This is a genomic window from Erwinia sp. E_sp_B01_1, from assembly GCF_036865545.1.
Lineage (GTDB): Bacteria > Pseudomonadota > Gammaproteobacteria > Enterobacterales > Enterobacteriaceae > Erwinia.
Map to the genome: position 1 here is coordinate 4199928 of NZ_CP142208.1, position 22183 is coordinate 4222110.

The 22183-nt window shown below is 50.7% G+C and carries 12 protein-coding genes, 1 tRNA gene and 2 pseudogenes; 10 read left to right on the forward strand and 5 right to left on the reverse strand.

The genetic code is table 11. The features are described from left to right. Positions 1-220: 220 nt before the first annotated feature. Positions 221-1375 (forward strand): anti-phage ATPase IteA, encoded by a 1155-nt coding sequence (gene iteA / locus VRC33_RS19560; protein WP_338558542.1) that lies wholly within the window; start codon positions 221-223, stop codon positions 1373-1375. Further along, the gene (iteS, locus tag VRC33_RS19565; protein ID WP_338558544.1) at positions 1350-3614 is read left to right on the forward strand and encodes a S8 family anti-phage peptidase IteS; all 2265 of its coding nucleotides are present in this window, start codon (positions 1350-1352) and stop codon (positions 3612-3614) included. The genes iteA and iteS overlap by 26 nt, the downstream gene beginning before the upstream one ends. A gap of 147 nt (positions 3615-3761) precedes the next feature. Here the strand turns inward: iteS and VRC33_RS19570 are convergent. Continuing rightward, positions 3762-5219, reverse strand: a pseudogene (locus VRC33_RS19570) (primase-like DNA-binding domain-containing protein); the annotation flags it as partial. Positions 5220-5328: 109 nt separating this feature from the next. On the opposite strand from VRC33_RS19570, the gene VRC33_RS19575 reads away from it, so the two are divergent. Then, the gene (locus VRC33_RS19575) at positions 5329-5580 is read left to right on the forward strand and encodes an ogr/Delta-like zinc finger family protein (protein ID WP_338558546.1); all 252 of its coding nucleotides are present in this window, start codon (positions 5329-5331) and stop codon (positions 5578-5580) included. 394 nt (positions 5581-5974) lie between these two features. Further along, on the forward strand, positions 5975-7876 hold the full coding sequence (locus tag VRC33_RS19580; protein WP_338558550.1) for a DUF262 domain-containing protein: 1902 nt from the start codon (positions 5975-5977) through the stop codon (positions 7874-7876). 71 nt (positions 7877-7947) lie between these two features. Here the strand turns inward: VRC33_RS19580 and VRC33_RS19585 are convergent. Both VRC33_RS19585 and VRC33_RS19590 read right to left on the reverse strand, forming a co-directional pair. Further along, positions 7948-9199, reverse strand: a pseudogene (locus VRC33_RS19585) (integrase arm-type DNA-binding domain-containing protein). Positions 9200-9347: 148 nt separating this feature from the next. Further along, positions 9348-9432, reverse strand: a tRNA-Leu gene (locus tag VRC33_RS19590). A 408-nt stretch (positions 9433-9840) separates the two neighbouring features. Here VRC33_RS19590 and VRC33_RS19595 point away from each other — a divergent pair. From VRC33_RS19595 to VRC33_RS19610, 4 genes are all read left to right on the forward strand, one after another. Further along, positions 9841-10350, forward strand: a complete 510-nt coding sequence (locus VRC33_RS19595; protein WP_338564370.1) for a DUF2501 domain-containing protein — start codon at positions 9841-9843, stop codon at positions 10348-10350. A 164-nt stretch (positions 10351-10514) separates the two neighbouring features. After that, a complete protein-coding gene (locus tag VRC33_RS19600; protein WP_338558552.1) occupies positions 10515-12017 on the forward strand; it encodes a helicase HerA-like C-terminal domain-containing protein in 1503 nt (500 codons plus the stop codon). Between the two features lie 45 nt (positions 12018-12062). Continuing rightward, complete coding sequence (locus VRC33_RS19605) at positions 12063-13352, forward strand: DUF445 family protein (RefSeq protein WP_338558556.1); 1290 nt, start codon at positions 12063-12065, stop codon at positions 13350-13352. Between the two features lie 460 nt (positions 13353-13812). Next, positions 13813-17589: a S6 family peptidase gene (locus VRC33_RS19610; protein ID WP_338567430.1), complete on the forward strand. Its 3777-nt coding sequence runs from the start codon at positions 13813-13815 to the stop codon at positions 17587-17589. 181 nt (positions 17590-17770) lie between these two features. Here the strand turns inward: VRC33_RS19610 and lptG are convergent, their stop codons facing one another. Both lptG and lptF read right to left on the reverse strand, forming a co-directional pair. Continuing rightward, positions 17771-18847 (reverse strand): LPS export ABC transporter permease LptG, encoded by a 1077-nt coding sequence (lptG, locus tag VRC33_RS19615; RefSeq protein WP_338558558.1) that lies wholly within the window; start codon positions 18845-18847, stop codon positions 17771-17773. Beyond that, complete coding sequence (lptF, locus tag VRC33_RS19620; RefSeq protein WP_338558561.1) at positions 18847-19947, reverse strand: LPS export ABC transporter permease LptF; 1101 nt, start codon at positions 19945-19947, stop codon at positions 18847-18849. Before lptF ends, lptG begins: the two co-directional genes overlap by 1 nt. Before the next feature lie 257 nt (positions 19948-20204). Here lptF and pepA point away from each other — a divergent pair, with 257 nt between their 5' ends. Next, the gene (gene pepA, locus VRC33_RS19625; protein WP_338558564.1) at positions 20205-21716 is read left to right on the forward strand and encodes a leucyl aminopeptidase; all 1512 of its coding nucleotides are present in this window, start codon (positions 20205-20207) and stop codon (positions 21714-21716) included. A 5-nt stretch (positions 21717-21721) separates the two neighbouring features. After that, positions 21722-22180 carry a DNA polymerase III subunit chi gene (locus VRC33_RS19630; RefSeq protein WP_338558566.1) on the forward strand — a complete coding sequence of 153 codons (459 nt, stop codon included), beginning with the start codon at positions 21722-21724 and terminating at the stop codon, positions 22178-22180. Positions 22181-22183 lie beyond the last annotated feature (3 nt).

Consider the following 22183-nt stretch of genomic DNA (forward strand, 5'->3'; position numbering starts at 1 on the left):
CCATAGTTGTTCTCACCACTGGCGAAGATTTGCTGAAAAACCTTGTTAACAGCAAGGGAAATTCCAAGCGTTTTTTGTTCTGTGTACAAAATCAGTGATTACGAATAAAAGTACAAAAATCGCATCAAAGATGGCAAAATGCGTTACGATTGACAAGAATAACGAGTCAACATTAGCTTTTTTCGATTCATTTACCCGAATTTTGTCACAGGTGATCTAGATGGACTATCTTTCTGAAGTACTTAAAATCATTGAGGGCGCAACTAAAGCAAATGCGTCAATGGCCAGTAATTATGCTGGTTTGTTAGCAGACAAACTTGAACAATCTGGAGAAGTTAAGCAGGCGAAAATGGTTCGTGAGCGACTTTTAAGAGCGCCACAAGCTTTAGCTGGAGCACAGAAAGCCGGAGGTGGTGTATCGATAAAATCGTTACCGGTAGATATTGATAGTCGGTTAAATACAGTAGACGTAAGCTATCCAAATCTCGATAAGAACGAACTTTTTATGCCCGCAGGCATTAGCAGTCGTGTTGACGAGTTCATAACAAATGTTCAACGATTTGATGAGTTCTTTAAAGTTGATGCAGCTCTACCTAGCCGGCTGTTGGTCTATGGAAAGCCAGGGACTGGTAAGACAATGATGTCCAAGTATATTGCGTCTCGATTGAGTTATCCTTTGCTCACAGTCCGTTGCGATACATTGATTAGTAGCCTATTAGGTCAAACCAGTAAGAACCTAAGGCAAGTATTTGATTATGTAAATCAGCAGCCTTGCGTGCTTTTTTTAGATGAATTTGACGCGTTGGCAGGAGCCAGAGGAAATGAGCGCGATATTGGTGAACTTCAACGAGTAGTTATATCGCTTCTGCAAAACATAGATGCTGCTTCAGATGATACGGTTGTTATTGCTTCAACAAATCATGAACAACTCCTAGACCCGGCAGTCTGGAGAAGATTTAGTTTTAGGATACCTATGCCTCTTCCAGATCAATGTCAAAGAGAATCCATCTGGAAAAACAGACTAAAAAACATGCTTAATGATGGCCTTGATTTATCCGATCTAGCGAGAAAATCAGAAGGTATGTCGGGAGCTACAATAGAACAGGTCAGTTTGGATGCTCGTAGAGATGCGGTGATTGAAGGGAATAAAAACATTAATGTTCCTAAACTTTATAGGCGTTTATATCTTGCACAGTCTCTCATTGACGGTGTAAGTTTAAGCACTTACGAAGATGAGGTCCGCTGGCTTCGCTCCAAGGATCAAAAAACATTTTCAATCAGAGTTCTCGCTGGTTTGTATCAGCTTACATCGAGAGTTATCACAAATATTCTGAAGGAGTCAGGACCTTATGAGCAGAAGGGGCACACAGTCTAATAACGCCAAAGTTTCAAATCCAATACTTAGAATACCTTTTTCAAGGAGTGACTTAGGTTCGTTAGACACGGCAGGTGGTGGAGCTAAGGAGTTAGTTAAAGTAACCGAAGAATACAGGCAAGGTTTAGCCAGTAACCTAACAAATACGAAAAATTATTTACAGACCAAGCTTTCTGCTTTTCCGGGGAGCTTGGGTACTATTGTATTTAAGCTAAGAGAACAAGGCATAGCGAAGTCCCATAGGCCAAACAAAGTCACAAAAGAAGCAGGTTTGCTAAATGCAGGGCATGCAAAAATTGACGAAATGCTTGTTGCGGCGCATGCGGGAAGCTTTGATGTGCTGGAGTCTGTACTATTAAACCGTAAAATTAAAGAGGTTGTTGCTAACCTTAGCGCAATTGAAAGTATTGAACCATGGGATGAAGAACGAAAAATCCCAAGCGGGCGTGAAGCCCTTTTAGAGGCTCCAAATATACTTGTACGACTTTTTCAGTATACTGGTGAGAATGCAACATCTGACAATTATGAAAATGTAATCAGTATCATTGAAAGCAATGAAGCTGATTACACTTTAATCAGACAAAGGCGTGGGCCTCCTTTAGTACGCTTGAAAGATCTTTCCACCGTTCACGACCCTCTATTGGATATTTTGATTGATCATCCAGGGGTAAGATCCTTAGTGCCCGAACCTATTTATACTGCCTCTCCTGTTAACGCAAGTCTTGTTCAAGGAGCGGTAGTCCATAATTATCCCGCCCCGACTGATGAATCACCTTTGGTAGCTGTGTTTGATACAGGAGTCAGTCCAGTTGCTGTGACGGTTAGCCCGTGGATAGCAAGCCGAGATACGTATGTCCTTCCACCAGATACCATGTACGAGCATGGGACGATGGTCTCATCTTTAGTGTCGGGTGCTCATTTTTTAAATGACAGTCATTCCTGGATTCCTAATACAGCATCCAGAGTACATGACGTATGTGGTTTAGATGAGGGTGGTTCATATATATCTGATTTGATTTTAAGATTAACAGATGCAGTTACAAAGAGACCAGATATTAAAATTTGGAATCTTTCATTAGGTGGTGACCCATGCAGTGAGCATATATTCAGCGATTTTGCAATCGCATTAGACAAACTTAGCGACCAATTTGGAATTTTATTCGTGGTCGCGGCGGGTAACTACGTAGATATGCCAATCCGTACATGGCCAAATCCAGATTTGCTTGGCGGATCTGATCTTGTTTCTTCTCCTGGTGAGTCTGTTCGAGCATTAACTGTTGGTTCCGTTTCTCATATCGATTCTGCCAGCGCCTTGAGTACTTTGGGTACACCTACACCCTATACTCGTCGAGGACCAGGACCTGTTTTCACGCCTAAACCAGACATCATTCATGCTGGAGGCGGGGTTCATGCTCCTTGGTCTGCGGGAGCTAGTAGTTTAAAAGTTATTGGTCCAGACAATCGTTTATGTGCCAGCTTCGGAACAAGTTTTGCCTCTCCTATAGTGGCTAGCTTAGCAGCGCATACTTGGCAGAAGATCGCAACACATCCAGACTTCAATGTATCACCATCGCTAGTTAAGGCACTTTTGATACATTCGGCACAACTTTCATCTCCAGATTACTCAACAACTGAGAGACGATATTTTGGGGCTGGCATTCCGGAGGAAATAGTTGAAACACTGCATGACACGGATGACCGATTTACTCTGATTTTCCAGACATTCCTTGTTCCTGGAATGAGATGGAGAAAAGATAATTACCCAGTCCCCGCCTCACTAATTCAGAACGATAAATTTAAGGGCGAAATTATCATTACTGCCGCTTATGCCCCACCGTTGGATCCGAATGCAGGAAGCGAATACGTTCGCGCTAATGTTGAACTCAGTTTTGGTCTCATCGAAAACAATAGCATGAAAGGAAAAGTTCCGATGGAAGGTGAGACAGGACAATCAGGGTTTGAAAGTGCTCAGATTGAACACGGTGGAAAGTGGTCGCCTGTTAAAGTTCACCGTAAGGCATTTAAGCGTGGAACAGCTTCTGGCACCTGGGCTCTACAAGCAAAAGCGACTCTCAGAGCAAACGAACCGGCTTTAAGTGAACCTCTCCCAGTAACTATTATTGTTACATTGAAATCTTTAGATGGAGACACACAAGTTTACGCTGATGGTGTAAGGGCTTTAAACGCCAACAACTGGGCGAATTCACCGCTACCTGTGCGTGTACCAGTGACAGTTTAATCTTGATTTAAAAAAATACACTTCATGCCATATTCAAGATCAACTTTGATATTTTAACAAAATGAAAAAACCCGCTGTTCCGCGGGTTTTTTATATTGCTTATCTTTTGGCGCTGGCTACTAACCTGCTCTCCATTATTAACCTAGCTTATGTATCACAGCGCGGCAGCCAGTCGGCCTCGCAGTCTTCGCTCAGCTCCAGGCTGGTCTGGATGCCGTTCTTCGTTTTGCGCTTCAGCAACTCTATCTCGTATTCCTTCAGCGTCTGCGGCACCGCCTGCCCGAACGCCGTCAGACTCATGGGATGCTGATGGCCTCTGGCCTCCATAAAGGACAGGTAGGCGTGATACAGGTAGCGGCGTGGGTTCATGGGCCGGATATTAGCGTTGCCGATAAACAGTCCGGTTGGCGCACTCAGTGGCGTCAGGTAGCCACAGAAGTCGACCAGCGGATCGGCGCTGCGCTTGATTTCCAGCGCCTCCTCTGACGACTGCTGCGCCTGTAACAGCTCGCGGGCGTCTTCAGGCCTCTGAAAGCGCTGCATCAAGTGGCGCACGATAACGGCCAGCTCTCTGGCAATCTTCTCCAGCAGCTGCGGGTCGCGTTCGTTCGCCGGTATCACGTCCGGGAACGGCAGAATAACCCGACGCCGGGAAACGCCGCCGCTACGGTCACTGAAGCGCATAGGGTTATTGTTCACCGCCAGTATCACCGCCGGGATATGTGTTGAATAAGCGTCGCGGTACTTCGGGTCAATCGCCACGGCGTCGCCGCCGGTAATCGCCTTGATGCCCGCGCCGTCGCCGCTCCACTTCTCTTGGTCAGGCAGGATAATCAGGGAGTAGCCGACAACCGAAGCGCGTTCGCGGGACGACTCCAGCGTGTCGATGGTGGCGGCGGTGGTGTTATCTTCTCCGGCCAGCAGGCGGGCAATAGAGGCCATCACGCTTTTCCCGCTTCCGCCAGGGCCGGTGACCTCAAGGAACAGCTGCCAGTCATAGCGGTTCGCCAGCACCATAAATAACGCCGCGAGGATACGCTCCTGCTTCGCCTCATTGCGTCCGCCCGCCCGCGTCAGCCACTGCCAGAAGTTAGGGCCGTCGTCCGCCAGATTCTCGCCCGCTTTTGGCGTGGTGTAGTCCACGCTGTTGATGGTTCTGAGCCAGTTCTCCTTGCGGTGCGGGGCAAAAGTGCTGGTCGCGGTGTCAAACACGCCGTTACGAAAGCCAATCAGCCGACGGGCCGGTGCGCCCATCTGCGGCACCATCAGCTTGAGCGTGTCCACAATGCCGCCGATACCGGTTGCCGAGAATGGCGCGCGCACCTTCTGGAACAGCGCGGCAATTTCACGACTCAGCACGCGGTAAGGCAGCACCTGCCACGCGCCGCCCTCATAGCGGCACAGGTCTTCACCCACCACCGGCACGGCCAGCGCGTTGAGGTAGTGCTCTGCCAGCAGTTCGGCCTTCTGGCTGGTGCTCATGGCCTTCAGGTCGGCCTCGCTAACCGACTCAAACGGGCTGAGCGCTTTCGGCTGGGTGAAGGTGGTCAGCATTGCCTGAGTAGTTATTTCTCCTTCTGCCTGAGGGACGTCGTTCCAGTCGCCTGGAGCTGACAGGCGTGGATATGAAGCTGTATCAGAGTCCTGCAGCGAGGCAAAGACTGGCTGTAACGCTGAAGGAAAAACGCGAACGCCTGAAAGAGGGTAATGCTAAATGATGCACTGTCCGTACTGCAAAAGCCCGGCGCATGCCAAATCAAGCCGCTATATGTCCGAACAGGTTAAGGAACTCTACCACCAGTGCATCAACCTTGACTGCTCCTGTACATTCAAGACCAGCGAGAGCATCACGAAGGTGATTACCGCGCCGCCGCAACCCGAACCGGTTCCCGCAGTAACCCCGGAGCCGATTAAAGAACGCCAGACTATCGGGCGCTACGGTTCATCCTTCCGCACCCTCCATTAACCACAACGGCCGCTGAAAACAGCGGCTTTATTGTTTCTGCGTTTCGTCCTTTCAACGCCCTTTTTCTGGCCAGCCCGGTTTGTAAAGAGCTATGCATGCATAGAGTGCATGGATTTGCATGCAGAATGCAGCCCCTCAGATGCCCAGTCAGCCCACGCCCGGCCTGGCTTTGCCCGGTTCATGCATCTGCATAAAAAACGATGTATAAAGCGGGCAGGCGAGGCGGGGGTAGCATTGCGCGCCAAATGATAATTAATATTAATTTTCAATAGTTAACTTTTACGCTAAATAATCCCACAGCCTTCTTGTCAGTAATCATTGCAGGTGACAAAATTCACATGTAACACCTTGACTCATCGGACTAACATAACCGCTTTATCAAGAGAGACTTCACATGCAAATTTCATTCGATAGAAAAACAATAACAAACTGCTTGCAACAGAATTTTGTATTACCGACTTTTCAGCGTGACTATAAATGGGAGTTAAAACATCTCCAAGACCTCATGTCAGATATTCAAGATTCATTTTTTGACAATTGGGAGCCTGACCACGGCAGAAGAACGATTTTAGGTTATGCACCCTATTTCCTAGGAACTATAATCGTCACCCCAGTTGCTGAAGGCGCAAATTTAATAGTTGATGGACAGCAAAGAATAACAACCCTAACTTATATTCTTTGCTACTTTCATCGAATGAAAAATTTGAACCCTGCTCTAAACATATCCTCTATTGACAACACAATCAGACGACAAGTTGCTGGAGAAAACTCATTTAATTTAAGTGCGGAAGGTGCAAGAAAGCAGTTGTTCGATGCTTTAATGGATGATTGCAAAGATGAAATAGAGTTTTACTCAAAAGTCGATTCGATTGTCGATAAAGATCCTGGCACAGTAAAAATATGGGCGCTTTATCAAAAAATAGATTCACTTATTGACTCAAGAATAAAAGATAACAACTTGCTACCTCACTTTGTTGATTACTTGACAGAATGTGTTTACCTCTTCCAAATTGGGGTTGACAAAGAGCGAGATGGTCATAAAGTTTTTGTAACGATGAACGACCGAGGTCTTAAGCTCAGTCCTATTGATCTTCTAAAGGGCTTCCTCCTCTCAGGAATTTTAGAAGATGAACAAAACCAAGAAGCCCATAATATATGGACAGAAAACATAAACAAACTTAATAAAATTGGAATTGACGAGGACTCTAACTTTTTTAAAACATGGTTGCGTTCTAAATATGCAGAAACCATGCGAGGTAAGAAGAAAGGCGATGAGTCAGGTGATTTCGAGATAATTTCAGATAGTTATCACAGATGGGTCATTGAGAATAAAGAGCGTCTAAATTTAAACAATAGCGATGACTTTTTCGATATAATTACTAAAGAAGTTAAATACCATGTAGATACATTTTCTTTCATCAAAGAATGTGAGAAAGAATACAATCAAGAATATCCATATATTTTCTTCAATGGTGCGAGAGATTTCACATCTCAGGCAATGGTAATACTTAGTGCTTTAAATCATTCTGATTCAACCACTGAAAAAAACAATAAGATGAAAATTTTGTCCTACTACCTTGATTTCTGGGCAACAGCAAGAACTTTGGAAGGTAAAGCAAATACATATGATAATGTAAGAGATATTATGTTTAATCTTTGCCTTGAACTAAGAGGTAAGAATTACGCTCAGATTAGACAACTTTTATTAACTAAGATTAGTGATATTGAAGGGATTATCTCCAGAATAACTGAAGTTGATTTCGAAAGTATTAAACGACAAGAATTACTGAGACTTTTAGGACGGTTCGCTGATTATTTAGAACGAGGCATTGACTCAACTTCTGCGGTGGGTTTTAAAACATATGCAGATCGAACATTGGATAATAGGACATTTGATATTGAGCATTTAATATCAGATCAGTTCGCTCAAGTAAACGGGATGCTACGCACAGCAGGTAATGTAGAATTCGCTACCTCATCGGAATTCAATGTTGTGAGAAATAATATTGGTGGTCTGATATTACTCCCTCGTGGCCGCAATCGGTCTATGAAGGATATGATGTATACTGAGAAATTGGAACGCTATAGTGGTGAAAATATATTAGCGCAGACATTGTGCGAACAGTTTTATTTAAACCAGCCGAATTACACTAGATTTAGAGAGCAAACAGGAATTGATTGTACTGCAATCCCTGTCATAGATAAAGATAATGTAATAACTCGTGCAAATCTTTATAAAACCATCGCTCACAAATTGTGGAGTTTAGATGCGATGAATACTATATTCCCGGCATAATTTCTCAAATTAAACTCAGGGGTGCGCGTGCCCCCCTGAGTACATTGAAAATTAATAACCATAGCGATTGTTTATTTCTTTACGAAATCAAATGGCGTTACGGCTTCATAAATATATGCGTCAAGATAATCAGCCCACCACTGCATCATTAAAAGTCTCTCATCTTAATGCTCAGAGGTATGAATATAAGCCGCACGCACATTATTACGCTCGGAGTGGCTCAACTGCCGCTCTATCGCATCATCACTCCACAATCCTGACTCACCCAGCGCGCCTCGTGCCATTGTCCTGAAGCCATGCCCACAAACCTCTGTCTTTGTGTCATATCCCATAGAGCGCAGGGCATTATTAACTGTGTTTTCGCTCATGACTTTTTTAGGATCGTGATCGCCGGGAAATAACCTCTCGTTGTCTCCACTTAACTGCTTCAGCTTTTCCAGGAGGGCTAAAACCTGACGGCTTAGCGGTACAAGATGCTCCTCTTTCATTTTCATACCACGGTGAGAGTAACGAACTCCTTCTATCTCTTTGCGTTGTGCAGGAACCCGCCACAAGGCCCTTTCAAAATCGAACTCATCCCACCGGGCAAAGCGCAGCTCACTGGAGCGTACAAAAGTCAGTAATGAAAGCTCGACGGCTATGCGCGTCATGATACGGCCACGGTATGCGGCAAGCCGTGCAAGAAACTCAGGAAAACGGCTGAAGGGTAATGCGGGATAATGACGAGCCTTGACCGTAGAAAGTGCACCGGCCATATCAACAGCAGGATTAGACTCAATGTAATCGTTCTGCACGGCATAGCGCATTATCGCTGTAACACGCTGCTGAAGGCGCTGAGCTACATCATGCCTGCCACTGGCATCAACGGCCTTAATGGGTGCTAAGAGCTGGCTGGTTTTCAGTTTACGAACATCTGCCGAACCGATATGAGAGAAAATGTACAGTTCAAGATAGCGCAGGATCCGTGAACGATGGTCATCACTCCAGCGCTTGTTACTCGCAGGCCATTAGCGGGCGATAGTTTCAAAGGTGTAAGCCCCTGCATTTTCAGCCTGGGTTTCTTTCTGTTCAGCTTTGGGGCAATCCCCTGTCCTGACATCATTTTAGCTTCATCGCGCTTAGCACGTGCCTCAGCAAGCGTTACTGTCGGCCAGACGCCAAAGGCAAGCCGGTCTTCTTTTTTGTCGGCTGGCCGTCGGTACTTCAAACGCCAGTACTTTGATCCTTTGGTCTTTACCTCAAGATACAAACCGCCACCGTCGGCCATTTTATAGTTTTTTTCTTGGGGTTTGCAGTTTCGACCTGGCGGGCGTTGAGCTTCATTGGGAGGACATTTTCTATCGAAGTGAGGATGCCCCCAGCGATGTCCGGATTGCAACGGATGTGCCCGGACGAATTTAGAGCAAAAAAAAGCCTCTCGGCTTCTTTTCAGTAACTTATGGACTGTTACGGACGTTCTCGAACATACATATGGTGCCGAAGGCCGGAATCGAACCGGCACGCCTCGCGGCGGTTGATTTTGAATCAACTGCGTCTACCGATTTCGCCACTTCGGCACTGAAGGGTATGCGGAAAACGTTGGGGATTATACCGTTACCCTCTCTGCACGCAACTACTATCCGCACCGATGTGATGCAAGTGCTGAAAAAATCAGCGCTGAGCTAACTACCTCCCCACCCTTCTCTACTTTTCCATGCCAATCTCTGCCGCTTCTCAACAACATGGCAAGAATGTCAGTCTTAGGCGCCACCCCACCAGACACAGAGAAGTCACTGAACCACTTTTTATATCCATCGCCCTCCCCCAACTCCACTAAGACTTTTCCCCAGGATTAATCTCAAACCCCTGCCCTGGCCCTATTCCAGCCTGCGAAGCGGGAACTCCCCTGCAATACGGTAGTCCCAAAGGGGAGATATGGCGTGGTACCAGGGAGGCGGCGCGCCGGATAAAAACTGAAAGGGTACATTATGAAAGTTTCTAAGATGGTTTTGGCATTGACGGTTTCAACATCCTTGTTCGCTGGCGCGGCCTCGGCGGCAAGCTGGCAGGATCAGCTGAGCAGCGCGGCCACTACGCTCAGCCAGAATTCTAACTCTTCGGGTTCCACCACTACCCCACAGGCTACCGGCACCTCGCTGGGTGCGCTGACTGGTCTGCTGAATGGCGGCAATCAGTCGCTGAGTTCCAGCACCATGACCAACGCCACGGGTGTGTTGCAGTACTGCATGAAGAACAATCTGGTGGATAACAAAGTCAGCTCGGTGAAAGACCAGCTGTTGGGCAAACTGGGCCTGACCGATACCACCAAGGCGCAGGAAACCACCGATTACAAACAGGGCCTGATGGGCTTGCTGAACACCGGCAACAATCAGCAGGTGAACCTGAGCAGCCTGGGCGATACCGCGATGGGCAAGAAGGTGAAAACCAAAGCCTGTGATCTGGTCCTGAAGCAGGGCAAACAGTTTATCTCTTAATAACGGCGAGGCTGTCCCCTCACCGTCCTTCCCACGGGCCACCATTGTGTGGCCCGTTTTTATTATGGTCAAAGGTTGCCCTGGTTCCGCTTCGCTGCTTGCGGGTTGCTATTCTTATTTCAATCCTTTGTCCTCGCCTTTCCACTACTTAACGGATAATCACGATGACTGAACCCCTGCTGATTGCCAAATCTGCCGACCTGGCGCTGAACCTGTTGCCCGGCATGGCCAACCGCCACGGGCTGATCACTGGCGCAACCGGAACCGGTAAAACCGTGACGCTGCAAAAGCTGGCGGAGAGTTTTTCGGCTATCGGCGTGCCGGTGTTTATGGCCGATGTGAAAGGCGATCTCACCGGCATTGCGCAAGAAGGCGTTGCCTCTGAGAAGCTGCTGGCGCGTCTGGCGAATATTGGCGTGACGGACTGGTCGCCGCAGGGCAATCCGGTGGTGCTGTGGGATATCTTCGGTGAGAAAGGCCATCCGGTGCGTGCCACGGTCTCCGACCTTGGTCCCCTGCTGCTGGCGCGTCTGTTGAACCTTAACGAGGTGCAGAGCGGCGTGCTGCATATTATTTTCCGCGTGGCGGACGATCAGGGTTTGCTGCTGCTCGATTTTAAAGATTTACGCGCGATGACTCAGTACATCGGCGAGAACGCCAAAGCGTTTCAGACTCAGTACGGCAATATCAACAGCGCCTCGGTCGGGGCTATCCAGCGCGGGCTGCTGACGCTGGAACAGCAAGGCGCAGAGTATTTCTTTGGTGAACCGATGCTGGATATCAAAGACTGGATGCGCACCGACAGCAACGGCAGGGGCATCATCAACATTCTCTCGGCAGAGAAGCTTTACCAGATGCCGAAACTCTATGCCACCAGCCTGCTGTGGATGCTTTCGGAACTCTATGAACAGCTTCCGGAAGCGGGCGATCGGGATAAGCCGAAACTGGTGTTCTTCTTTGATGAGGCGCACCTGCTGTTCAGCGATGCGCCACAGGTGCTGCTGGATAAAATCGAGCAGGTTATCCGTCTTATCCGTTCTAAAGCCGTGGGCGTCTGGTTTGTGTCGCAGAACCCGTCGGATATTCCCGATTCGGTGCTCGGCCAGCTGGGTAACCGCGTGCAGCATGCTTTACGTGCCTTCACGCCTAAGGATCAGAAGGCGGTGAAAGTCGCGGCAGAAACCATGCGTGCCAATCCGGCGTTTGATACCGTGGCGGCTATTCAGGAATTAGGAACCGGCGAAGCGCTAATCTCGTTCCTGGATGAGAAAGGCAGTCCTTCAATGGTGAAGCGTGCGTCGGTGATTGCGCCGTTCTCGCGGATGGGTGCGGTTACCGATGATGAGCGCAACGGGCTGATTAATCACTCTCCTATTTCCGGAAAATATGAAGAAGCGGTGGATCGTGAATCCGCTTATGAGATGCTGAGCAAAGGCGTTCAGGGTGCTGCCGAAGAGGCCAACGCACCACCGGCTAAAGGCAATACGGTAGCTGTTGATAGCGGCATTCTCGGCGGGCTGAAGGATATTCTGTTTGGCAGCACCGGGCCACGCGGCGGCAAGCGTGAAGGCATGGTGCAGAGCGTGGCTAAAAGCGCGGCGCGACAGATTACCAGCCAGGTTATTCGCGGCATGCTGGGCAGCATTATGGGAGGCCGTAAACGCTGATGTCAGGGAATTAAGCAGTGAACAAACTGGAGATACAGAGGGTTAATGGATAAAGAACTTGAACTGATCAGAGCCAAACGCACGCCGTTGCTGCTTCTTTGCGGCGCGGCACTTCTCTTTATTGCCACGGTGCTTTACCCGCTGTGGTATCCGCCAAACCACTGGGTTGGCGCACTGAAAGCCATCTCTGAAGCCTCGATGGTCGGGGCACTGGCCGACTGGTTTGCGGTCAGCGCGCTGTTCCGCCGGGTGCCAATCCCCCTGGTGGGCCGTCATACGGCGATTATTCCCCGTAACAAAGACCGGATTGCCGATAACCTGGCGCTGTTTGTTCAGGATAAATTTCTGAATACGGATTCATTGCTGACGTTGATCCGGCGTCACGATCCCGCGCAAATCATCGCTAACTGGCTGAGCCAGCCCGACAATGCTTCACGGCTGGGTGGCTATCTGCTGAAGATTGTCCGGGGCTTTCTGGACCTGGCGGATGACCAGCGCATCCAGGCGTTTATGCGACGTGCTATCCATAAAGCAATTGATAAGGTCGACCTGTCCCAGTCCGCAGCAATGGTGCTGGAGAGTCTGACCAAAAATAACCGTCATCAGGCGCTGCTGGACGATGCCATAGCCCAGGTGCTGCATCTGGTGAACAAGCCCGGCACGCATGAGTTTATCGCCCAGCAGGTGATGCGCTGGCTCAAGCGTGAGCATCCCCTCAAGGAGAAGATGCTGCCCACCGAATGGGTTGGCGAAAAGAGCGCCCAACTGGCGGCTGACGCGGTGAAGTCGATCCTCAACGATATAGAGCAGGATGGCGCGCATGAGATCCGTCAGGGCTTTAACCATGCGGTTCAAAGGCTGATCGAGCGGCTGCGTAACGATCCGGAAATGCATCTGAGAGCGGAAGAGATCAAAGATTATCTCAAGCAGGATGAGGCGCTGAATACTTACATCAGCCAGCTTTGGGGCGATCTGCGTAGCTGGCTGAAGGAAGACCTGGATAAGAAAGATTCGGTGCTGCACGCTAAAGTCAGCGCCGCCGGGCAATGGCTGGGCGAGACGCTGATGCAGGATGCCAACCTTCGCGCCTCGCTTAACCAGCATATGGAAGAAGCCGCCACCAGCGCGGCACCGGAGTTTTCGGCTTTCCTCAGCAGCCATATCAGCGATACGGTGAAAAGCTGGGACGCCAAAGATATGTCGCATCAGGTTGAGCTGAATATCGGTAAGGATCTGCAACGCATCCGCATCAATGGCACGGTAGTGGGTGGCGTAATTGGATTGATATTGTATTCACTGTCGCTGCTGCCGATGGCGATTGAGCATCTGCGCTGAATTGAGGGGCAAATTTGCCCCTCTTAACCTTATGCCGTCTTACTAAATTGTCTGGCAAACTCATCCCCGGTTGAAATTTATTATTTAAACATCTCTGAATTTTTCACCCCTGTTTTTCGACAGATAATCAGCACGTTTTATCCAATAACTTACAGACATCGACTCGGATAATAATTAAATAATACCATGACATTCGTAGCCCTGAATCAGAAAGAAATGAAATAATTAAATAATATCAGAGCATTAAGAACCCTGAAGCTGCCATAAAAGATGATAATTACAATAATGTAACCTCAGAGTAGATTATTAGTAGATCCACTAATTATCTAAACCCTCCCCTCTTAAATAATAAAAATCACAGCCATTGTAATTATTTACCCTGCACGTTATAAAATCAAAATAATAACAGACCACCGATCTGATTGTTATCAAAATGGAATGTACTTACAGGAGTTGTGTTATGCATAATAAACACGCTGTGATTTGTTTTACTTTTTTTCTCTGCCTGAGCGCTGACGCATCGGTGATGCGGGAAGACATCAATACTCAGGAGTACCGTGACTTTGGTGATAATTTAGGGAAATACACACCGGGCACGCAAAACATTGCCGTCAATAAGAATGATGGATCTCTGGCTGGCTTACTGAATTTCCCCATGCCTGATTTTAGCGTTTCGGACTCGCTGGGTATTTCAACGCTTATTTCTCCCTCTTACCTTACGGGTGTCAGGCACAATGGCGGCTATAAAAACGTTGTTTTTGGCAATAAAGATGTCAAGTACAGCACTGTTTATCGCCTGATCGCCCGTAATAACTCTCCGGTGCATGATTTTCATGTTCCCCGTTTAAATAAGGTCGTAACAGAAACCGCTGCTATAGCCTTTGCGACCAAAGAAGAGCTGAAAGACACCAGTCGCTATACCTGGTATACCCGGGTGGGGAGCGGCACGCAGTATAAAGTCGATGCTGAAACGCAGGCACTTACAAAGCTGGCGGGAGCCTATTCATGGAGAACGGGCGGTACCCTTCCATCCCCACGGTTCAATGCTAATTATCTTTCCTGGACCACATATGCTCCGGATAATCCCCTGGTTATGCCGCTGGACGGCGGTGGTCAGGCTGGCGACAGCGGCAGCCCGGTGCTGGTGTATGACAATCTGGAAAAAGTCTGGAAGCTGGCGTCCGTAACCGTGTCTATCTCTGGTCATTATCCCTATGGACTGAACACCAATTCCTATTACATCCAGGATGACTTTATTCAGCAAATCATCGCCGGTTACAGCGATCCCGATATCACCGATATCAGTGAAGAGGGCCAGCTAAACTGGGGTAAGACTCAAATCACTCAGGGTAAAACAAGCTGGGCGTGGCATGGAGTGAGCACTGCAATACCCGGCGGGGCCACGAATGAAGAGCTTGATGCGTCAAAAGATCTGCGCTTCAACGGAGAAGGCGGCGCGCTGGTACTGGATCAGGCAGTTAATCTGGGCGCAGGTAAATTGCGGTTCTCCGGTGATTATCAGGTGAAGTCGGCTGAGGGCGCGCAAAGTACCTGGGTCGGCGGTGGCATCGAAGTCGATTCCGGCAAGCGGGTCCTGTGGCAGGTCAATGGCCTCGCTGGAGATGCACTGCATAAAATTGGGGCGGGCACGCTGCATGTTAATGCCACGGGCATCAATCAGGGTAGCCTCAATACCGGCGATGGCACGGTCATCCTCGATCAGCAGGCTGATGTCGATGGCAATAAGCAGGCCTTCTCTTCCGTCACTCTGGTGAGTGCCCGGCCCACCGTGGTACTGAAGGATGCTAATCAGGTCGCCACAGAGAATATCTTTTTTGGTTACCGGGGCGGCACGCTGGATCTCAATGGCAACGATCTCTCCTTCAAAGCGATCAATCACACCGACAGCGGTGCCACGCTGGTGAATCACAACAGCACTAAAGCGGCATCCCTGACGTTAACGGGCAATGAACATAACCCCTCGGGCCAATTTAATCAGCAGGTGTTTCGCGGTTTTCTGGGTAGCAGCGAAAGCAAAACTCAGGGCGTACTTAACGTTAACGTAGATGCAGCTGGCTCCTCTGCACTTGTCGCGCTGACGGGCGGAATGAACATCAGTGATTTTCACGTGAAACAGGGCACCGTTTTGCTCTCTGGCCAACCCGTTCCTCATGCTGCCGGTGTGATCATTGATGATGACTGGGCTACTGCGCTATTCAGTGCCGGTAAGATTACCGTCGGAAAAGCGAGCAGGTTGCAGGTCGGTGAATATGCCCGGGTTAAAGCCGATATCGTCGCTGATGAAAACTCTTACGTGGTGCTGGGTTATAACTCACGCGAAGCAAAGGCAGAACGTCTCTGGCGCTGCTACTCGGTAATCAATACCGACACCACTTCCTGTAACAAGCCTGTGCGTAGTGCTGTTGAAGAAAATACGCTGCCTGCCAGCACCGTTTCAGGGGATATCACACTGGGCGACAACGCCAGCCTTGTTATGGGGAAAGTGTTTTATCAGGGAACGATTAACACCTCTGGCACCAGCTCCATTACTCTTGATTCAGGGGCTTTCTGGCAGATAAAAAGCGACAGCCGCGTGGGTGCTTCTAAGGCGTTATCTGGTTCACATATCTCTCTGCTGGCCGGAGAAGGTGAAGCCTGGACGCCCAAACTCTTTACGCTGGGATCGCTGGAGGCGAACGAACTCACCCTCAGCCTGGCTGCCTCGCCTGCTACTGAGCAAAGCGACAAAGTGGTGATTAAGGATTCTGCGACCGGCAGCAATAATATTCTGGATATCAGCGTGCTTACTGAGGCATCCGAAGAGGTGAAGTTGCTGACTGACCTTGTGCTGCTGGATGCGCCTGGTGGCACGGCTCATGATTATTTTACCGTGCCGACGATTGCCAGGGGATTCAGCCTGTTCACCCCAAACTATCAGGTGATTGAAGAACAGGGCCGCGTCCGGTGGGTGCTGGCGCACAATGCGGAGCCGGACCCGATTCCAGACCCCGAACCGGAAGTGGGCCCTGTTCCCGACCCTGCGCCAGACGTGGGCCCTGTTCCAGACCCTGACCCGGCACCTGATGTAGATCCAATCCCGGATGTAGATCCCACGCCCAATCCGGACCCCGCACCTGATGTTGACCCAATCCCGGATGTAGATCCCACGCCCAATCCGGACCCCGCACCTGATGTTGACCCAATTCCGGATGTAGATCCCACGCCCAATCCGGACCCCGCACCTGATGTTGACCCAATCCCGGATGTAGATCCTGTCCCGGACCCTGCGCCTGATACTGAAACGCCGGTTACGCCTTCAGAGCCTTCGGGCTGGTTCACCGTCGGCGACAACCAACCGTTAATTCGTGGTACCCGCGCCTTACTCGCCTCACGCCAGTACCTCATCAGTGAAGCGATTGCTCAGATGCAGGGCCGTGCCTCGCTGCTGCGTGTTGCGCCAGAAAAAAGCGGCGAATGGGCCACAATTGAGCATACCAAAGGCAGTTTCCAGGGCGTTGAGATCGCTCAGCAGGCGCTGAATCTGGGCTGGGACAAGGTCGTGGAGGAGCAGCGGTTTGGCCTCAGTGCCGGCTTCGCTCAGGGAACCACCAAAGGTCATGGAAAAGGGACTCACCACCTGACCAGTATGGGTGTGGATTACGGCTGGTCATCCCCTCAGGGCTGGTTTGCAGATGCCGCCAGCCGCTACATGTACCTCAGTCAGGATCTGAGTTTTGATCCCCTGACGGGCATCCATCACGGCAAGGTGAACAGCCATATTCTGGCCGCCAGCATCAAAAGCGGTTATCAGTTTAAGGCTGACCAGGCGTCCTTGTTTATTTCGCCTTATGTTGGCCTGAGTGGCGGCTATCTGCCGGGTTATGGGCTGGAGGGTGACTACGCTCGCGTCGATCTCAGTTCCAGTACGCCTTACTATGCCACTGTCGGACTGGAGGTGAAGAAACGCGGCCTGTGGGAGAGTAACCCCAGCCTGATAGTGTCAGCCGGAGTGGAATATCAGTATTCACCGGGCAGTGCAGGCTCCAGCGTGACCTTGTCGGACAGTCAGTCCAGCCGTACTTTCAGCGCATGGTCAGACAACCGTTTACGGGTACAGGCAGGTCTGGAAGGAGAGATTACCGATAACCTGTCGATGGACGTGAAAGCCGCAACCAGCGTTGGCGGCAACTTCCGTACAGATTACAGCGGTATCGCGGGGATTAATTATCACTTCTGATCGATGTCCGGATAATGAGCAACGCTGCGGAATTGTTGTTGTCAGGAGACATAAACGCAATACCAGTGCAGTGAGATCACTCTCCATTGTTAATATCCGGAAAGCATGATTTAGGGTAAACCCGTAAGATCAAAAACCCCGCCAGAAGGCGGGGTTTTTAGTTACAGCGGAACTCAGCCTGTTATCGCCGTTTCAGCAGCATAAAGACGCTGATGGCAAAGAACGCGGCGCTTGGCAGTAACGCTCCCAGCACTGGCGGAATGTTATAAACCAGGCTCAGTGGACCGAATATCTGGTCCAGCACGTAAAACAGGAAGCCAAAGCTGATACCGGTGACCACTCGCATCCCCATCGACACGCTGCGCAGCGGGCCGAAGATAAACGACAGCGCCATCAGCATCATCACCGCCACCGAGAGCGGCTGGAAGATTTTGCTCCACATATTCAGCTGATAACGTCCGGCAACCTGACCACTCTGCTTCAGATACTTCACGTAGTTATACAGGCCGCTGATCGACAGCGCATCCGGATCCAGCGCCACCACACCCAGCTTATCCGGCGTCAGGGAGGTTTTCCACTGCCCGCTCAGCGTCTGGCTGCCGGTTACCTGCTTAGGATTGGTCAGATTGGACTCTTCCACCTGGGCCAGATCCCACTCTTTTTCATCCACGTTGTATTTGGCTGAAGCCGCATAGCGCACGGTTTGCAGACGACGTTCTTTATTGAAGTTGTAGATGCTGATGCCGGTCAGTTCGCTGTTATCTTTGATCTGTTCGATAAAGATAAAGTTGTCGCCATCCTTCGCCCACAGGCCGCTCTGCGTGGAGAGCAGTGAGCCCCCCATCAGCTGCTGCGCACGGTAGTTACGCGCCATCTGCTCGCCCTGCGGCGCGACAAACTCACCAATGGCCATGGTCAGCAACACCAGCGGAATGGCGGTTTTCATTACCGAAGCCGCTATTTGCATCCGGGTGAAGCCGGAAGCCTGCATCACCACCAGCTCACTGCGCTGTGCCAGGGTGCCCAGCCCCAACAGCGCCCCTAACAGCGCGGCCATCGGGAAGAAGATTTCGATATCTTTTGGCACGCTGAGTATGGTGTAAAGACCCGCACCCAGCGCGGTATATTCGCCCTGCCCGGTTTTACGCAGCTGATCGACAAACTTGATGATGCCGGAGAGCGACACCAGCATAAACAGCGTCGCCATGATGGTGTTGAAGATGGTTTTACCAATATATCGGTCGAGTACGCCAAACATCAGAAGGAGCCTCCCTTGCTGAAGCGTGCGCGAATACGCCGCATCGGCACCGTATCCCACAGGTTAAGCATCACTGCCAGGGCCAGATAGGAGAGGTTCACCACCCACATCCAGACTGCCGGATCCAGTCGTCCTTTTGCGCCACTGGAACGCAATGAGCTCTGGAGCAGGAAGAAGATCAGATAGAGCAGCATCGCAGGCAGCATCGACAGCACGCGGCCCTGACGCGGGTTCACCACGCTCAACGGCACCACCATCAGCGCCATCACCAGCACCGAGAACACCAGGGTCAGCCGCCAGTGGAACTCGCTGGAGAAGTCCGGCTTGTCGGACTGGGCCAGAGTTTTGAAATCCATCTGTTCGGCATCGTTCGGGTCCAGCACCACATCCTGATGCCCGACAATCGCCTGATAGTTCACAAAATCGGTGATGCGGAAGTCGCGCAGCATTGCTGTGCCCTCAAAGCGGGTTCCCTTATCCAGGGTCACCACCTGAGAGCCGTCCGGCCTCTGGGTCATATGGCCTTTATCCGCCAGCACCACAGAGGGACGGGCATTGCCTTTTGGCCGCAGCTGCGCCAGGAAGACGTTGCCAAAATTGTTGCCTTTGACGTTCTCAATGAACATCACCGACTGGCCGTCTCCCGACTGCTGGAACTGCCCCGCCGCCAGCGCCGCAGCACCAGGGTTAGCCTTGGCGTTCTGGGTCACTTCGCTTTGATAGCGTGAGGACCAGGGGCCAAGCCAGGCCACATTGACAGCCGCAACAATGGCGGTGAACAGCATCAGCACCATCGCGGCTTTCACCAGCACGGCTTTACTCAAGCCGCAGGCGTGCATCACCGTGATTTCGCTTTCGGTGTATAACCGCCCAAGCGTCATCAAAATGGCTAAAAACAGGCTCAGTGGCAGAATAAGCTGCGCCATTTCCGGCACGCCAAGGCCCAATAAGGTCAGGACTAAATTTGTTGGGATCTCGCCATCCACCGCGGCTCCTAAAATCCTGACTAACTTCTGACAAAAGAAGATCAGTAGCAGGATGAAGAGGATAGCCAGCTGGCTTTTGAGCGTTTCCCTTACCAGATATCTAATGATGATCACGCTGAGTACGCCTGTGAAAACTTGTCTTTTTGCAGGAAAATCGCTAGTTTCATCGCTTATACGCCATTTTTTCTCATCAATGGCCTCCGTCATAGCTAAAATAGTATGACAACTATCGGGTTCTGGTGATGCAAAAAAAATTATTATCACCATGACTAATTCAGACGCCCACGGCGTAGTGCCTGGCACCGAGCTTGACGAAAGCGCTACATTCTAGCCGCAGCAAGCGCCGTTGTCTTTAAGATTCAGGAGAGTGCATGGAGTTCAGTGTAAAAAGCGGTAGCCCGGAAAAACAACGCAGTGCCTGTATCGTGGTTGGCGTGTTTGAGCCGCGCAGGCTGTCACCGATTGCTGAACAGCTGGATAAAATCAGCGATGGTTACATCAGCGCCCTGCTGCGTCGCGGCGAACTGGAAGGAAAAGTCGGCCAGACTTTGCTGTTGCATCATGTGCCAAATATCCTCTCTGAGCGCATTTTGCTGATTGGTTGCGGAAAAGAGCGTGAGCTTGATGAGCGCCAGTATAAGCAGGTCATCCAGAAAACCATCAACACCCTGAATGATACCGGCTCAATGGAAGCCGTCTGTTTCCTGACCGAACTACACGTTAAAGGGCGCAACACCTACTGGAAAGTGCGTCAGGCGGTTGAAACCTCCAAAGAGACACTCTACAGCTTCGATCAGCTGAAAAGTAATAAAACTGAACCGCGTCGTCCGCTGCGTAAAATGGTCTTCAATGTCCCAACGCGCCGTGAGCTGACCAGCGGCGAGCGTGCGATTCAGCACGGCCTGGCCGTGGCTTCCGGCGTGAAAGCAGCGAAAGACCTCGGCAATATGCCGCCGAATATCTGTAATGCGGCTTACCTGGCTTCTCAGGCTCGCCAGCTGGCGGACGCCTTCAGCAAAAACATCACTACCCGCGTTATCGGCGAGCAGCAGATGAAAGAGCTGGGCATGAACGCCTATCTGGCCGTGGGTCAGGGCTCGCAGAACGAGTCGCTGATGTCGGTTATTGAATACAAAGGCAGTCCGGATGCAGACAGCAAACCCATCGTGCTGGTCGGCAAAGGGGTGACTTTTGACTCCGGCGGTATTTCTCTTAAGCCAGGCGAAGCCATGGACGAGATGAAATACGATATGTGCGGCGCCGCTTCTGTTTACGGCGTAATGCGCATGGTGGCCGAGCTGAACCTGCCGCTGAACGTGGTGGGCGTGCTGGCGGGCTGTGAAAACATGCCGGGTGGTCGTGCTTATCGTCCGGGTGACGTACTGACCACTATGTCCGGCCAGACCGTTGAAGTGCTGAATACCGATGCTGAAGGCCGTCTGGTGCTGTGCGATGCGCTGACCTACGTCGAACGTTTCGATCCGGATGTGGTGATTGATGTTGCCACCCTGACCGGTGCCTGCGTGATTGCGCTGGGCCACCATGTCAGCGGACTGCTGTCGAACCATAATCCACTGGCACACGAGCTGATCGGCGCGTCTGAACAGGCTGGTGACCGCGCATGGCGTCTGCCGATGGCGGATGAGTATCAGGAGCAGCTGGACTCCAATTTTGCCGATATGGCGAACATTGGTGGCCGTCCTGGCGGCGCAATTACCGCAGCCTGCTTCCTGGCCCGATTCGCCCGTAAGTATAACTGGGCACACCTGGACATCGCAGGTACAGCGTGGCGTTCCGGCAAAGCCAAAGGGGCCACCGGCCGTCCTGTGGCGTTGCTGTCTCAGTTCCTGCTGAACCGCGCTGGCCTCAACGGCGACGATTAACAGTGATGAAAAACGCAACCTTCTGGCTGATTGAAACCGATACACCGGTTGACGGGATCAGCGCCCTGGAGGCGCTGGTTTGCGATATAGCAGAAGCGCGCTGGCGCGAGGGGAAACGCGTACTGATAGCCTGTGAGGATGAAGCGCAGGCTATCCGGCTGGACGAGGCCCTGTGGCAGCGTCCGGCCAGCGCCTTTGTGCCGCATAATCTGGCGGGCGAAGGGCCGAAATACGGCGCTCCTGTCGAACTGGCCTGGCCACAGCGTCGTGGCAATTCGCCGCGCGATCTGCTGATCAGCCTGCTGCCCCAGTTTGCAGATTTTGCTACTGCTTTCCATGAAGTGGTAGACTTCGTCCCTTACGAAGAAGAATTGAAACAGCTGGCGCGCGACCGCTATAAAGCGTATCGCAGCGTTGGATTCCACTTGAATACGGCCACGCCGCCCGTGCCGCCAACGACATAGTAG